We start from the raw sequence: 15,287 nt of genomic DNA on the forward strand, positions 1-15,287 counted from the left end.
TTATCTCCTCTCGGTAGAGGATGCCAGAGCAGGAACCCCTGAACCCTTTCCGGAACACTCTCGGGCCAAGTCCATCAACAGAGAGGCCAATCGAGAGCTTACATCTCTCGCCTCCGCCGTCGCCTTCTCCGCCGAGTCCTTCCTTCCCTCGGAAACATGGGCCTCTATCTCGTGACCCATGTGATGGAGCTTATCGTGCAGAGAGACCACCTCTTTCCACCTGTCGGTCAGGTGATCAGGAGGGGTCGCCGTGGAAAGGAACAACCCGAAGCGACACTTGGTCGGGTCGGTCTCGAGATCCCAGAGACCTCCCTCGAGCAAGGACTCCAGACGATCCATCCATGCTCTGTGAGCGTCAACCGCCTTTGACACAACCGACATCATGTCGGCACAGGTACCCAGGTTCATCTTGGAAAGCTCCTCAAGAAGCTCCTCGCCTTCCCTGGCCCCGTCGTTCACCCTGTCGGACAAATCGTCGACCATGCCTGAAAGGGACTTGACCGACTCCCCGGCGTCCCCTATAACCTGGTTTATCTCCGACGCGAACCGGGAAACCGACTCAGCTCCGGATGCCATCTCCTGAGAGGAGGCGGAGAGTTCCTGAGCGCTGGCCGCAACGGTCTGAGATACCTCGTTGGTGTTGTCCATGCCCTCCAGTATCACAGTTATGGCCTGGACCACTCCGGAAATCCTCTCGGCCACTCCCTGCATCTCGTCCGACATGGACATGACGTCTTTGGATGTACCGTCGACGCCATCCATAAGTCCCGTCAGGTTATCGCCTATCTGAACTGCAGCACCTTTGCTCTCCTCCGCCAGTTTCCTGACTTCTTCGGCAACTACGGCGAATCCCCGCCCCGCCTCGCCAGCCCTGGCCGCCTCTATAGCCGCGTTGAGTGCCAGTAGGTTAGTCTGTTCCGCTATTCCCTGAATGGTCTGTACCACCTGGTGTATAACCTTAGCCTTATCCGCCAAGGATAAGGCCCTCTGGGATACCTGCTCCGCCTGTCCTCTGGCTGATTCCATAGCGACGGAGGTCTCTCCCAAGGCGGCCTCTCCCTCTTTGGCCTTGGAAACCACGTCCGCCACGGTCTGGTTGAGGTCTTCCGCCATGCGGGCCAAAGCCTGAGAGGTGGAGGCTATCTCCTCCGAGGTAGCGTACTGGGTCTCCACAGCGCTGGAGACCTGATCCACCGCCTTGGCGCCTCGTACCACACCCTCCTCCATGGACCTGAATGTACGGGAAAATAGCTCCAGAGAACGGGCCAGAGAGTTGAAAGCCGCCAAAAAATCCTGGGTTCCCTGAGAGGTCTCCCAGAAATTGGCACGAAGGAGCTCCATAAAGTCGTTAAAACCCGATGCCATCCGTCCGGTCTCGTCGGAAGAGCGAACTGGAAGGCGCCATGTGAGGTCGGCTTTCCCCTCGGTGGAACGCCCCATGAAGAGGTTCATCTCCCTTATGGGAGCTACCAGGGATTTACGATAGAAAACCACACACAGAAAAGCGATCAGGAGGGCCAGCACCAGCGAAACCTCCTGTATCCTTTCCAATATTATTACCTTCCGTCCGGCGTAGGTCTCTATTGCAACGGTCGCCTTAGCCGCCGCGGCGAGGACGGACTGAGCCTTCTCGACTACGTCTTTCCAGGCCCTTTCGTCCGAACCGGACAACACCTTATCCACCGCCTTAAGGTAAGAGGAGAAGGACTTGTCCACCTCCCTGAGAAGCGCTACCGCCTCGGGGGAAGCGGCGGGGATATCGGTCCAAGTGCCCGCCTTGGGATCCAGCGGAGCTTTTCCCCCCGATATCAGAACACGGTTGGTCTCCTTGAAAAGGGAGATGGAGGACAAAGCCTCCTCCTTGTACTTGCTATCGCCGGATAATCCGTAGGCCAAGGAGGCCTTGGCGATACTCTGGGAAAGCATCCTCTGCCTGCCTGCCAGGTTTATGACCATCCCGTCTTTGTCCTGACCGGAGGTTATAACCAAGGTAGACCCCAGTGACAGGGTGAACAGCCCCACCAAAACCCCTAAGGGCAACACCAGCTTGAGAAGAAGACTTCTTTTCATTTTTCATCCCTCCATATCGTTAGCTCGACAGACAACGAAGATGAACGTCATATGTTTCGTAATTATACACGGAAGAGACTACAAAGCCCAAGGGGGCGATGGGCTACAGTTACAATCCTTTATGATTCCCTCCATGTGATGTATAATTTCTTGTTCTAGGGAGGTTCCTGGCCTTTGACCTCCCCTTTCATACTGAGACATATCGGGAGGATTCACATGACCGTCAGCAATTCCTCGGAACTTAAAAGACAGATAGAGCGTCGCAGAACCTTCGGCATAATAAGCCACCCCGACGCGGGAAAGACTACCCTCACGGAGAAGCTCCTGCTCTTCGGAGGAGCCATAACCATGGCGGGAGCGGTAAAATCACGCAAGGCCTCCCGTCACGCCACCAGCGACTGGATGTCCATCGAGCAGGAAAGGGGAATCTCCGTCACCAGCTCGGTGATGAAGTTCGAATATCGGGACTACGAGATAAACCTGCTGGATACCCCGGGACACAAGGACTTTTCCGAGGACACATACAGGGTTCTCACCGCCGTGGACAGCGCCGTGATGGTTATAGACAGCGTCAAGGGGGTCGAGGAACAGACCAGAAGGCTCATGGAGGTCTGCCGGATGAGAAACACACCCATCATGACCTTCGTGAACAAGCTGGACAGGGAGGGAATGTCTCCCTTAGAGGTGATGTCCGACATAGAGGAAACCCTACAGATAGAGTGCGCCCCTCTCACCTGGCCGGTGGGAATGGGCAAGGGCTACAAGGGAACCTACGACATATACAGAAAAAAGCTCACCCTCTTCCGTGCCGGCTTCGAGTCCCTGAGGGAACAGGACATGGTGACGGAGATATCCGACCTGTCCGACCCCAGGCTGGACGAGCTTCTGGGATCCCAGGCGGACGACCTGAGAGGCGATGTGGAACTTCTGGAGGGAGCGGCCAACCCCTTCGACCTGGACGACTACCTTAAGGGCAGCCAGACCCCGGTCTTCTTCGGAAGCGCCGTGAACAACTTCGGGGTCAAGGAGATGCTGGACAGCTTCGTGGAGATAGCTCCCTGCCCCGGCCCCAGGGAGACTACGACCAGGACGGTATCTCCCGACGAGGAGGAGTTCTCCGGCTTCGTCTTCAAAATACAGGCCAACATGGACCTGGCCCACAGGGACCGCCTGGCCTTCATGAGGATATGCTCGGGAAAATTCCAGAGAGGGATGAAGGTCAAACATCACAGAATAGGCAAGGACATAACCATGTCCAACCCCACCATATTCATGGCCCAGGACAGAGAGCTGGTCGACGAGGCCTGGCCGGGAGACATCGTGGGCATACACAACCACGGCACCATAAAGATAGGGGACACCTTTACCGACAAAGAACCCCTTCAGTACACCGGAATACCGAGCTTCGCGCCGGAGCATTTCAGAAGAGTCAGGCTGGACTCTCCCATGAAGTCCAAACAGCTTCACAAGGGGCTGTTGCAGCTATCCGAAGAGGGAGCGATACAGGTCTTCCGGCCGATAAACGACAATATATTCATACTGGGAGCCGTCGGCGTGCTTCAGTTCGACGTGGCGGTGGCCAGGCTCAAGGCCGAGTACTCGGTGGACGCAAGCTACGACTCCACCCCCTACTCGGTGGCCCGGTGGGTCCGTTGCGACGACCCCAAGAAAATGGCCGAGTTCGAGAAAACCCAGCAGAACAACCTGGCCAAAGACAGCGCCGACCAGTTGGTCTACCTGGCGGCCAACAACTGGGACCTTAAGTACGTGGAGAACCACTGGCCGGAAGTACAGTTTCTGAAGACCTGCGAACACTCGGGGGAATAACCTAAACATTACGGAGGAGGAAGCGGGATGCTCACGCTAAAGGACACATGCAGGATCGCTGTGGTCCAGGCGGCACCGGTCATGTTCGACAGCGAAGCCTCTACGGAAAAAGCCGTCGACCTTACGAGTAAGGCCGCCGAGAAAGGGGCGGAGCTGATCGTTTTCCCCGAGCTTTTCATTCCAGGCTATCCCTACGGGATCACCTACGGGTTCACGGTGGGAAGCAGGACCGTCGAAGGTCGGGAGGACTGGAAAAAATACTACGACAACTCGATCGTCGTGCCAGGTCCGGAGACCGAGGCTCTCGGTAAAGCCGCCGAGGAGGCCGGTGCGTTTTTGAGCATCGGAGTGTCGGAACGGGACTCCCTATCGGCGACGCTCTACAACTCCAACCTGCTGTTCTCCCCGGAAGGAGAGCTGCTCTTCTCCCACAGGAAACTGAAACCCACCGGCACAGAGCGGGTGGTATGGGGGGACGGTGACAAAGGGCTCTTTCCCGTGGCGGAATCGCCCTGGGGACCGATCGGAAGCCTAATCTGCTGGGAAAGCTACATGCCCCTGGCCAGGGTCGCCCTCTACGAAAAGGGAGTGACCCTCTACATCTCGCCCAACACCAACGACAACGAGGAATGGCAGTCCACCATCCGCCACATCGCCATAGAGGGACGATGCTACTTCGTCAACTGCGACATGTACTTCACGAAGGACATGTACCCCAAGGACCTGAACTGTTCCGACGAGATAGCCAAACTGCCGGACACGGTCTGCCGTGGCGGAAGCTGCGTCATAGATCCCTACGGTCACGCCGTGACTGAGACCATATGGGACGAGGAAGCAATCATATTCGCCGAGCTGGACATGCAGAAGGTGCCCGCCAGCCGCATGGAGTTCGACCCTTGCGGCCACTACTCCCGACCGGACGTGCTGAAACTGGTGGTGCAGGATAAATAATCGATCACCTCGTTTAGGTTATCGTACGAGACAGCTATTACCGTTTATCCGCAGGAGAGTTATCGAGATACCTATCAACCAACGTCATCAAATCGTCCACGTCTTTCGGATTATCGGCCTTTAGCGCCTCTAACCTCTCTTGTAGGACTTCATCGTTACCGTAAAGTTCTTTTAACTTATCCCAGCAGAGTGTGACCTCTCTAAGGACCGCTCGGCTTCCATAATGTTGCCCCAATTCTTCGACCTTCGCTGACTTAAGGACAGACAATGTCACCGACGGCAAATCCGGCACATCGAACGGCGGTTCCGAAGGGTCGGCCATTCTTTTTACACGCAATAAGACGTTAAGAAGTTCCCTTTCCTTGATCAAACTTTCGACATCGGTCTGACGAACGTCCTGGCGCCAGTCTTTTTCAAACTTATCAAGCGCTTCTTCAGGCATGTTCTCGATGTCTTTTGCTATGCTCAACAACACCCCCCTTGAGTAAAGGCCCCGGAGTTTCGACAAAACACTCCCAACCATTTTCGCCAGCTCTTCAGAATTACTGAAAGAGCGTAGAAGCTTACTTATAACCCCTCTCACGGTCCAATCAGGACCAACATCCGCTGACGATCTTCGACGCTCGGGAATCAACGGCAATACATTAAACAGTCCCAATATACCAGTCTCTACGCATTCAGGTCTAAACCGCTCCTCAAGGTCTCCGAGACGACCGATAACCTCCGCCAAACGCTCCGGTGGAATCGATCGCAAAAAATCTTCGAAAGCATCGGGGGCTTTCATCCGAAGCAAAGCGCTTTCGGCATCCATAATGGACATCAACTCTTCGCCGACTATACGTTCGAGATACAGTCTGAGGAAAAGCCCATGAGCGACACGGCGATCTTGACTCCACTGCGGCTCGAAATCTCGATCGTATTCGGCACCCCCTATAAAACGGACTGCCATCGGAAAAAGCCTTTTTATCATAGAAATAACAACTGACATCGGAACACTTAAGACCTCTCCTGAAAGCTGATCTATTCGTCGTTCGTCGAGAGGTTCCTCACTCGCAACCCTTATGAGGCTGTAAACTTGATTTTTCAGTTCTTCATTGCTTTTCTCGCATGAATAGCTCAAACCATCGATCGACTTAGGAAGTTCGGCGAACACGTGGGGAAGAAAAACTCTGACCGCCTCCAAGGCCAAAACATCCGCAATCGCGACCTGCCCATTCAAATTACACAGGGTAAATCTAACCGCCGCCACGTAGCGCCTCACGTCCCGGATATTATTTATCAAAGGCCAGATTATCTCCACAGAGACATCAGGCCAAACCTCATCCTGGTCATCTATCTTTGAGAGGACATCAGACAACTCTCTTGAAAATTCTCTTTCAAGAAGACGCGACGGCATCGTAGGCAAATCTACGTTGACCTGAACTATCTTCTCGAGGTAATCCCGTCCTGGAAGACCGTCCTCTTCCAGGGCTTTCTCAACTCTGTCACGATCGAAGGCCAAAACGTAGATGATGTTAGAAAAGCTCGCCGTCAGACGCACCAGTTTGAAAATATCCCTTATTTCCCTGGTGGTAAGGCGGTCGATGTCATCCAACACAACGACGATAGGTCTATCGAGCTTTTTTAACGCTTCCTCCACCTTTTCCCTTCTAGCTGTCATGCTCTCGTCAGGACATTCTTTCGCGATAACACCAAATATTTCAACTACACTTTTTAGAAGCTTCTCAACGGGACCAATCGAAGGTCCAAAAGGCAACCATCCCACTATATGCGAAAGAGGCCTGCCGTAACGCTCGAAAAACTTTCCAATATCGGGAAGACCTAAGCGAGACTTCAGCTGAGCGGAAATCTCGGCGAAAAAGGTCCCTACTAGTTGATCCGTGTCGCTGAACATCCATGGATTGAACTCGATATTTTTAATCCCAAGCTCCTTCAAATGTTGCTTCATCAAATTAAGGAAAGACGTCTTGCCGCACCCCCAGGGGCCGAGAACCCCAACTACGGCCCCCTTAGATACATCCAGCTCGACTATCCGTTCGACGAAAAGTTTGGCCATATCATCTCTCTCCAAAACATCTTCTTCTGCTTTCTCGATCGGATTATCCAGCTTTATTTTTACGAGATCTTCGGTCTCATCTACGCCCATACCGTGACTCCTCCTAACCTTGGATTGTCAGGAACTAAGCGAAAGTTCCACTTCGACACCCTTTATGCTACCATCCTACCTAACGGAGGAGAAAATCCATCAGGAGGCATCTACAATGAAAAACTCTCTGGATAAACTGACTATAAAAGGTTTTAAGTCGATTCAGTCCCTCGACAATTTTGAGCTTAGAAACCTAAACGTTTTCATCGGTGGCAACGGAGCTGGAAAAAGCAATCTGATAGACTTTTTCCGACTGCTTAGAAACCTCATAGATGGCAACCTGAACGATTACGTCCGTATGTCTGGAGGAATCAGTGATCTGCTCTTTAACGGTCGCAAGACCACCCATAAAATGGAGTTCGAAGCTTATTTCGGCCAACGAGGCTATCGTTTCAGCATAACTCCCGGCCCGGCAGAAGATTGCATATTAACCGAAGAGGCTCGATACTATGACAACAGTTCTAGCGGTTGGTGGAAACTAACGGGAGAAAGAAGAGAAAACGAATCCTTGTTGGTGAAAGAAACAAAGAGCAAAACCAAAGATTCAGAGTACAGCAGCCCCGTCCACGACGCTATTTCATCCTGGCAGATATATCATTTCCACGATACCGGCTCAACGGCAGGTATGAGGCACTACGAAATCGTCCAGGACGACAAAAATCTACGCTTCGACGGATCAAACATCGCACCATATCTCCTTAGGCTCAAGAACGAAAACGTACAGGAATACCGGGAAATTCTGGACGCAGTGCGTCTGGTTACACCCTTTCTCGATGATTTCATCCTTGAGCCATCGTTATTCGGCGAAAGGGAGAAGGTCAATCTTTCATGGACTCAAAAAGGATCGGACTACCCCATGCAACCGTACCATCTTTCCGACGGTTCAATACGGTTCGTCTGTCTCGCAACGGCGCTTCTTCAACCGGACCCCCCATCCACGATCATAATAGACGAACCAGAACTAGGGCTTCACCCTTTCGCCATAGCGATACTGGCGGAACTAGTTCAAAATGCGTCGGACAGAACACAGTTGATCGTAGCGACACAATCGCCAAAATTCATAGATCACTTCGATTTGGAAGATATCGTAGTAGTCAACAGGAAAGACGGCTCGTCCGATTTCAAACGTCTACAGAGGGCGGAATATGCTACCTGGCTGGATGATTACTCGGTAGGAGAGCTGTGGGACAAAAACGTCATCCCCGGAGGACCTCGCCATGAATGACTACATCGAGGTAGTCGCGATTGTGGAAGGACAAACGGAACTGGCCTTCATAAAATATATTTTAAGAGAATATCTCTCCACAAAGAACATCTTCATAACCCCTATCATGACATCTAAGCCAGGGCAAAAGGGAGGAGATGTTAAGTTTGCCAGAGTAAAAAGGGACATCAGTCATCAACTGAAACAACGAAAAGATACGTTTTTAACTACCTTCATAGATTTCTACGGTATAGACAAAAAATGGCCCGGTGTCGATAAGGCGGTGGGACAGACAACACCTTCGATACAAGCGAAAACCCTAAACGACGCCACTAAACGGGAAATCGGTGAAAGTTTCCCCGACTTAGACTCAGATAGACGATTTATCCCTTACGTATCTATACATGAATTCGAGGCTCTGCTTTTCAGTGACACGGAGGTTCTCTCGAAACATATTGGAGTTTCCTCAAAAAAGATCGATAAAATCATAGGACAATGCAAGGAACCAGAAAGAGTGAATAACTCACCGGATACCGCTCCGTCTAAAAGACTAAAAAAACTAAGCTCCAGGTTCCAGAAAACGACCACGGGAATAGCGATAGCAAAAGAGATAGGGATTCCCAAGATGCGTAAGAAATGCCCGGTTTTCAATGCCTGGCTCTCTGAGATAGAATCCTTGAGATAAGACGATTCAGACGAATCCATTTTCTCATCCTTGACATCTCCCCCTGCATGCCCTAGAATCCTCCTCAACTTACCGAACTCTGAAAGGAGAACCGCGAGATGAATATAAACGTAATCGTCAATAGCCTCGCCCTATCGCTAACCATCGACCGCGGAGTCTCCCTCCGGAGTCGTCGGTAGCGTTTACCTCGTCTATCGATAACGACCTTCCAAGGGCCGATTTCGCACAGTCTTGCGGATCGGCCCTTTTCATTTCTCTCGGGTCCTCCCAAGACCGTGCGCACAAAAACGCAAGGAGGACAACATGAAGAGAACCCTCGCATCTCAGATAATAGCCAGCCACACCACGGATCCCGTCAAAGAGGGAGCCATCTGCCGGGTATCGGTGGACTTCGCCTTCGTAAACGACATCACCGCTCCTCCCGCCATAGACGCCATGGCGGCCATGGGAAGAAGCCGGGTGTTCGATCGGAAGCGATGCGCCATAGTTCCGGACCACTTCACCCCCAACAAGGACATAGCCTCGGCGGAACAGGCCAAGAAATCCCGTATATTCGCCTCGGAGCAGGAAATGCTCTACTGGGAGGTTGGACGGGCCGGCATCGAGCACGCCATGCTTCCCGAAAAAGGCTACATACTCCCTGGCGACATCGTTCTGGGCGCCGACAGCCACACCTGCACCGGCGGCGCCATGGGAGCCTTCTCCACGGGGATGGGTTCCACCGACCTGGCCGGAGCCTGGGCCACAGGCGAGACCTGGCTCATGGTCCCTCCGACGGTACGCATAGATTTCCGGGGCTCCATATCCAGACACATCACGGGAAAGGACCTCATATTGGCGGTCCTGCGCGAGATATCGGTACAGGGAGCCAGATACATGGCCCTCGAGTTCGGAGGGGATGCCTTGGCCTCCATGTCGATGGACCACCGATTCACCGTGGCAAACATGGCGGTCGAAGCAGGAGGCAAGGCCGGGCTCTTCGTCCCGGACGAGACCACCCTGGCCTACGCAGAGGCTAGAGCCTCACGCCCCTTCACCGCCAGATATCCCGACGAGGGATGCGAATACGCCAAACGGGTGGAGATCGACGTGGACAAGCTCACGCCGCTGGTGGCGGCGCCCCACTCTCCGGACAACGTAAGGCCAGCATCCACCTTCGGAGACACCGAGATACAGCAGGTCTTCATCGGATCCTGCACCAACGGAAGGCTGGAGGACATGGCGGCGGCGGCATCGGTGCTCGAGGGGAAGAAGGTCCATCCGTCGGTCCGGTGCATAGTCATACCGGCGTCCTACGAGGTATATAACGCCTGTCTGGAGAAAGGCTACATCCGGACCTTCACCGAGGCAGGGGCGGCGGTCTGCACTCCGACGTGCGGCCCATGCCTGGGAGGACACATGGGGATACTGGCGGAAGGCGAGAGATGCGTGTCCACCAGCAACAGAAACTTCGTCGGCAGAATGGGACACCCGAAGAGCGAGGTATATCTGGCCAGCCCTGTGACGGCGGCCTGGAGCGCCGTCAAGGGACACATCGCCGATCCGGCGCAGGAGGAGGCATAGCCATGAGAGGAAAAGCCTGGAAATTCGGAGACCACGTGGACACAGATGTAATAATACCGGCCAGATATCTGGTCACGGCCGATCCTGAGACGCTTGGCGCCCACTGCATGGAGGACGGCGACCCCGATTTCGCTAAAAAGATATCCCAGGGGGACATCATTATCGGAGGAGAGAACTTCGGCTGCGGATCCAGCAGAGAACACGCCCCCATCGCCATAAAGGGAGCGGGGATCTCCTGCGTCATAGCTAAATCCTTCGCCAGGATCTTCTTCCGCAACTCCATAAACGTGGGGCTGCCCATCTTCGTCTGCCCCGAGGCGGCAGAGAGAATATCCCAGGGCGACGAGGTGACGGCGGACATGGAGGTCGGAGTCATCTCGGACGAGACGACCGGGGAAAGCTGGACCGTACCGGCATTTCCCGAATATCTCCGTGGAATAATCGCCGCCGGTGGACTGGTGCCCTTCGTGGCGTCCGGAGCGGGGAGATAGGGCCATGACAGTTAAGATAATAGCCCAGATCGCAGGAGACGGAATAGGTCCGGAGGTAATCAGGCAGGGACGAAAGGCGGCGGACGCCGCCACGGCCAAGACGGGGACGGATCTGGAATGGAGGACCTTTCCATGGGGAGCGTCCCACTACCTCTCCACCGGTGAGATCCTTCCGGACGACGCAGTGGAGAGGCTTTCGGAGTGCGACTCCATATATCTGGGAGCCATAGGGGATCCAAAGGTCAAGCCGGGGATACTGGAAAGAGGCATCCTTCTGACGCTGCGATTTGGCTTCGACATGTACGTGAACCTCCGTCCCGCCAGAGCCTTTCCCAAGGTACCGGTTCCGATAGCGGGAGCGGACGGCCATTCGATAGACATGCTGGTGGTCCGGGAGAACACCGAGGACCTCTACATGGGGCTCGGAGCCACCGGAGACGGAAGCATCGACGAGGCCATAGAGGCGAAAAGAGGGCTCTACGACCTGACTGGCAACGTAAAGCTGGAGACTGGACACAGGATGGCCATGCAGATGGGAATAGCCACAGAACCGGCTATCAGAAGGATAACCGCCACGGCCTGCCGCTTCGCCAAAGGACGAGGAGACGATTCGATACTTCTGGCAACCAAGGCAAACGCTATGCCCCAGCTTTACGGCTTCTGGGAGGAGATAGCCGCCGACGAGGCCAAGGCTCAGGGAATGCCGATGGAGACGATGAACGTGGACGCCATGTGCTACCACGCAGTCAGAAGCCCTTGGGATTTCGGCACCGTGCTCTGCCCCAACCTGTTCGGCGACATAGTCAGCGACCTCTTCGCCGGAATAACCGGAGGGCTTGGAGTGGCGGCGGGAGGCAACCTGGGAGACGGGCTGGGGATGTTCGAGCCCATACACGGCTCGGCCCCGGACATTGCCGGAACGGACAGGGCCAACCCTCTGGCCGCCATCCTATCGGCGGGACTGATGCTCGACTCCCTGGGAGAACACCGGGCCGCCAAGACGATAGACCGAGCGGTGGAGACCTTCCTTAGCGAAAACGACGGAGACGACCTTCCGAGAGAGATGGGAGGCCAGGCAGGCACAGAGGCGGTCGGAGACAGGGTCGCCGAGATAATAGAGAGAATCGGAGAGGAGACTCCTTGACATGAAAGACACGGTTCGCATCTTCGACACCACCTTGAGAGACGGAGAACAGGCGGCGGGCATAAACCTCAACGGAACGGAGAAACTTCAGATAGCCAGACAGCTCGCAGCCCTAGGGGTGGACGTCATAGAGGCGGGCTTTCCTGCTTCTTCACAGGGCGATTTCGACTCGGTGAGATCCATCGCCTCCGAGATAGACGGTCCGATCATAGCCGGATTGGCCAGGGCAAACGAAGGGGACATAAGAAGAGCCGCCGAGGCCGTCAGGGAAGCATCTAGAAGCAGAATACACACCTTTATAGCCACCAGTCCCATCCACATGGAGCACAAGCTCAAGATGTCTTCCGAAGAGGTCGTTAAAAGGACGACCGACGCGGTTTCCCTGGCCGCCTCTTTGGTCAAGGACGTGGAGTTCTCCGCCGAGGACGCCAGTCGATCCGACCCGGAGTTTCTCATGGAGGTCTTCACCGCAGCCATAGCCGCGGGAGCCACGACGATAAACGTCCCGGACACGGTGGGCTACGCCACCCCAGGAGAGTTCGGCGACTTCCTCTCCCGCATAATGGAGGGCACCGAGGGATCGGAAAAGGCCATATGGTCCGTCCACGTCCATAACGATCTTGGGCTGGCTGTGGCGAACTCGGTGGAGGCGGTAAGACGAGGAGCCAGACAGGTGGAGTGCACCGTCAACGGCATAGGAGAGAGGGCGGGCAACGCGTCTCTGGAGGAGATAGTCATGGCCCTCAAGGTCCGCCGGGATGTTTTCTCGGTGGACACCGCGATAGATACCACCAGGCTCTACGACACCAGCCGAATGGTCTCCCGGCTCACCGGGGTCCATCTTCCGCCCAACAAGGCCATAGTGGGAGACAACGCCTTCGCCCACGAAGCGGGGATACACCAGCACGGAGTCCTCTGCAAGAGAGAGACCTACGAGATAATGCATCCCAAGGACGTTGGGGCTCCGGAGACCAAGCTCGTCATGGGCAAGCACTCTGGTCACCACGCCTTCGCCAAAGAGCTCGAGTCAATGGGATACTCCCTCACCGACCAGGAGCTCAAGAGGGCCTTCTCCCTCTTCAAGGAACTCTGCGACAAGAAGGAGATGGTGACGAAAAGCGACATGGAGGCCCTTGTTGTGGACGAGATCCTCTCGATCTGCCCGGACAGAAAGTTCTCCGTCAAGGATTTCGCCGTCCACTCCGGCAGAGGAAGGGCGACCGCCGCCATATCGCTGATCGATGGCAAAGACGAGATCCATGACGCCGCCACGGGCAACGGCCCGGTGGACGCCTCCTACGCGGCGATAAGGAGGATCGTGGGAATAGAGCCGGAACTGGCGGCCTACAGGATAATATCGGCAAGCGAGAAATCGGACGCACTGGGAGAGGCCAGGGTCACCCTGCGGCACGACGACATGGAGGTTCAGGGACGGGGAGTCAGCACCGACGTTATAGAGGCCAGTATAAAGGCCTACGTAAACGGCATAAACCGACTGTATCAGACCGCCGCCGCCAGAGGGGTGGAGATAGTGAGACAGAGGCAGGCCGTTTAGATTTTTAAATAAGGCGGATCGAATCATATACGGTTCGACCCGCCTTTTCATGTATAGATACAGGCTTCCTGAAAAAGAAATTTTTTTAATCACGTCCGAGCGCATTTTCGCTCTACATGTTCCGTGCAGACCGTTACGAACACCTAATGTTTTTATAGATCTCCTAAGCGTCTTTTACGATGAAATTAGTTTAATCTAGGTGCGTCGGCATGGTAAACATGCTATGATCTAAACATTCCCAAATAGACAAAAGAATGAAACAGCCTACTTTATGAGAGGAGGATTTACGTTGAAGTTCAAGCTAAAACAGAACATAATTCTAATCTGCATTGTGGCACTGCTTACGGCGGCGCTATTCGGAACCGGAGGATGCGGCGGCGGAAGCTCTCTTCCCGCCACTCCCAAGGAGATCGAACCGGGGTCGGAATATGAGGGGACTCTGTCCTTTAACGATAACGGAGAGGAAACCATCCTTATGAGCACGAGGTACGAGGCTCATAATATCGAGACAAGCGCCAGCCTGCCTCCCGCAGTGGCCTTGTTCGTGACGGAGGAAAAATATCTCGACGAGACCTCCGGGAAACTGAAGGCATCGTCCAACACCTCCTTTATCACGGAAAACGACGTGGAAACCTTCCTCAAAAACACCTGGGATCCTTTTTACGATGGGAAGGACGATGAAGGGGTTAACGCTCGAGAGTTTCTCGACTTCTTGACCGAGTACAACATGCCTATGGACCAGTTCTTCCGCTTCCTTGAGGCTACGGGCGGTTCCGTCGGCGAGTTGGACAACATAGTGAAGGTTTATTCGTCTCAACTGGAAGAACTGGACGGAAAGGATGTCTTCAACGAAATAGAGTCGTTCTGCGATCTTACAGGTATAGAACTGGAGACCTATTTCACCGATATCAAGGAGACATTCACGACCTACTCCGTCTTTTGTTCGAAGCTTGTGGAACTTGGCACGGGACAATCGGGACTTTACAGCTCCTATGTCGACTGGTATATGGAGCAAGAAACAGAGTTGGCCGACCCATTCGGATCGTTTTTGAGCTATCTGAAAAACAAGTCCAACAACGCTAAAAACGGAGAGAATAAGATCGATCCGGTAGAGATAGGAAAGTTGGGTCTGGAAATAATGAAGTTCGGCTGGGACGTCATAAAGGACGGCAAGCCTCAGCTTTCGGCGGACGGGGCCTTTACCTCCGTTCTGAGAAAGGACACCTCTGGACTGGACTACGGATACACCAAGACGAACAAAACCGGAACCATAGAGTTCAAGGTCACCGACGCTTGGATCAAGTCATGGGTTCTGATAGACGCGAAGATGAAGGGCGTAGCCTCCTATGCAGCGACCAATCCTAATTTCGGGGGACAATATCTTCCGAACGTCCAACTGGACGTGGAAAGCGCCTATTTAATATGGGGCATGAATCTCAACGTAAACGCCCAGGTATCAAACGTTATAAACGTCTCTTCGGTGGACAACCCCGATCCTGTGATAGACGTTATAGCTAAAGTCAACGCAGGATGGCTATTCCAATCGTTCAAAGAATCCGCCTACTTCAAGGTACAGGGAAGCAAAGGTATTTCTTTTGAAGGATGGAAATAAGAAAATTTGACGTTTAGTAAAAACTTCCCCTGATTTTTC

General features: G+C 54.0%; 11 protein-coding genes. 9 read left to right on the top strand and 2 right to left on the bottom strand.

Annotated features, from left to right (window positions below; translation table 11 throughout):
• Window positions 1–2,070, bottom strand: a complete 2,070-nt coding sequence (locus tag L2W48_RS07635; RefSeq protein ID WP_236099318.1) for a methyl-accepting chemotaxis protein — start codon at window positions 2,068–2,070, stop codon at window positions 1–3.
• A gap of 216 nt (window positions 2,071–2,286) precedes the next feature.
• On the opposite strand from L2W48_RS07635, the gene L2W48_RS07640 reads away from it, so the two are divergent.
• Window positions 2,287–3,897 (top strand): peptide chain release factor 3, encoded by a 1,611-nt coding sequence (locus tag L2W48_RS07640; protein ID WP_236099317.1) that lies wholly within the window; start codon window positions 2,287–2,289, stop codon window positions 3,895–3,897.
• Window positions 3,898–3,924: 27 nt separating this feature from the next.
• Window positions 3,925–4,848 carry a carbon-nitrogen hydrolase family protein gene (locus L2W48_RS07645; RefSeq protein ID WP_236099316.1) on the top strand — a complete coding sequence of 308 codons (924 nt, stop codon included), beginning with the start codon at window positions 3,925–3,927 and terminating at the stop codon, window positions 4,846–4,848.
• Between the two features lie 37 nt (window positions 4,849–4,885).
• Here the strand turns inward: L2W48_RS07645 and L2W48_RS07650 are convergent, their stop codons facing one another.
• The gene (locus tag L2W48_RS07650) at window positions 4,886–6,994 is read right to left on the bottom strand and encodes a KAP family P-loop NTPase fold protein (protein WP_236099315.1); all 2,109 of its coding nucleotides are present in this window, start codon (window positions 6,992–6,994) and stop codon (window positions 4,886–4,888) included.
• Window positions 6,995–7,109: 115 nt separating this feature from the next.
• Between L2W48_RS07650 and L2W48_RS07655 the strand changes: the two genes are divergently transcribed.
• From L2W48_RS07655 to L2W48_RS07685, 7 genes are all read left to right on the top strand, one after another.
• Window positions 7,110–8,219 carry an AAA family ATPase gene (locus L2W48_RS07655; protein ID WP_236099314.1) on the top strand — a complete coding sequence of 370 codons (1,110 nt, stop codon included), beginning with the start codon at window positions 7,110–7,112 and terminating at the stop codon, window positions 8,217–8,219.
• Window positions 8,212–8,883, top strand: a complete 672-nt coding sequence (locus L2W48_RS07660) for a DUF4276 family protein (RefSeq protein ID WP_236099313.1) — start codon at window positions 8,212–8,214, stop codon at window positions 8,881–8,883. Before L2W48_RS07655 ends, L2W48_RS07660 begins: the two co-directional genes overlap by 8 nt.
• Window positions 8,884–9,186: 303 nt before the next feature.
• Window positions 9,187–10,446: a 3-isopropylmalate dehydratase large subunit gene (locus tag L2W48_RS07665; RefSeq protein ID WP_236099312.1), complete on the top strand. Its 1,260-nt coding sequence runs from the start codon at window positions 9,187–9,189 to the stop codon at window positions 10,444–10,446.
• Between the two features lie 2 nt (window positions 10,447–10,448).
• A complete protein-coding gene (locus L2W48_RS07670; RefSeq protein ID WP_236099311.1) occupies window positions 10,449–10,937 on the top strand; it encodes a 3-isopropylmalate dehydratase small subunit in 489 nt (162 codons plus the stop codon).
• A 4-nt stretch (window positions 10,938–10,941) separates the two neighbouring features.
• The gene (locus tag L2W48_RS07675) at window positions 10,942–12,081 is read left to right on the top strand and encodes an isocitrate/isopropylmalate dehydrogenase family protein (protein ID WP_236099310.1); all 1,140 of its coding nucleotides are present in this window, start codon (window positions 10,942–10,944) and stop codon (window positions 12,079–12,081) included.
• A gap of 1 nt (window position 12,082) precedes the next feature.
• Window positions 12,083–13,636, top strand: a complete 1,554-nt coding sequence (locus tag L2W48_RS07680) for a 2-isopropylmalate synthase (RefSeq protein ID WP_236099309.1) — start codon at window positions 12,083–12,085, stop codon at window positions 13,634–13,636.
• Between the two features lie 289 nt (window positions 13,637–13,925).
• A complete protein-coding gene (locus L2W48_RS07685) occupies window positions 13,926–15,248 on the top strand; it encodes a hypothetical protein (protein ID WP_236099308.1) in 1,323 nt (440 codons plus the stop codon).
• Window positions 15,249–15,287: the final 39 nt, after the last annotated feature.

The organism is Dethiosulfovibrio russensis (assembly GCF_021568855.1).
GTDB lineage: Bacteria > Synergistota > Synergistia > Synergistales > Dethiosulfovibrionaceae > Dethiosulfovibrio > Dethiosulfovibrio russensis.

What these genes read in the sequence shown, in the direction of transcription:
- L2W48_RS07670 (WP_236099311.1), top strand. Translation starts at nt 10,449, where the DNA reads ATGAGAGGAAAAGCCTGGAAATTCGGAGACCACGTGGACACAGATGTA.
- L2W48_RS07645 (WP_236099316.1), top strand. Translation starts at nt 3,925, where the DNA reads ATGCTCACGCTAAAGGACACATGCAGGATCGCTGTGGTCCAGGCGGCA.
- L2W48_RS07655 (WP_236099314.1), top strand. Translation starts at nt 7,110, where the DNA reads ATGAAAAACTCTCTGGATAAACTGACTATAAAAGGTTTTAAGTCGATT.
- L2W48_RS07640 (WP_236099317.1), top strand. Translation starts at nt 2,287, where the DNA reads ATGACCGTCAGCAATTCCTCGGAACTTAAAAGACAGATAGAGCGTCGC.
- L2W48_RS07680 (WP_236099309.1), top strand. Translation starts at nt 12,083, where the DNA reads ATGAAAGACACGGTTCGCATCTTCGACACCACCTTGAGAGACGGAGAA.
- L2W48_RS07635 (WP_236099318.1), bottom strand. Translation starts at nt 2,070, where the DNA reads ATGAAAAGAAGTCTTCTTCTCAAGCTGGTGTTGCCCTTAGGGGTTTTG.
- L2W48_RS07660 (WP_236099313.1), top strand. Translation starts at nt 8,212, where the DNA reads ATGAATGACTACATCGAGGTAGTCGCGATTGTGGAAGGACAAACGGAA.
- L2W48_RS07675 (WP_236099310.1), top strand. Translation starts at nt 10,942, where the DNA reads ATGACAGTTAAGATAATAGCCCAGATCGCAGGAGACGGAATAGGTCCG.
- L2W48_RS07665 (WP_236099312.1), top strand. Translation starts at nt 9,187, where the DNA reads ATGAAGAGAACCCTCGCATCTCAGATAATAGCCAGCCACACCACGGAT.
- L2W48_RS07650 (WP_236099315.1), bottom strand. Translation starts at nt 6,994, where the DNA reads ATGGGCGTAGATGAGACCGAAGATCTCGTAAAAATAAAGCTGGATAAT.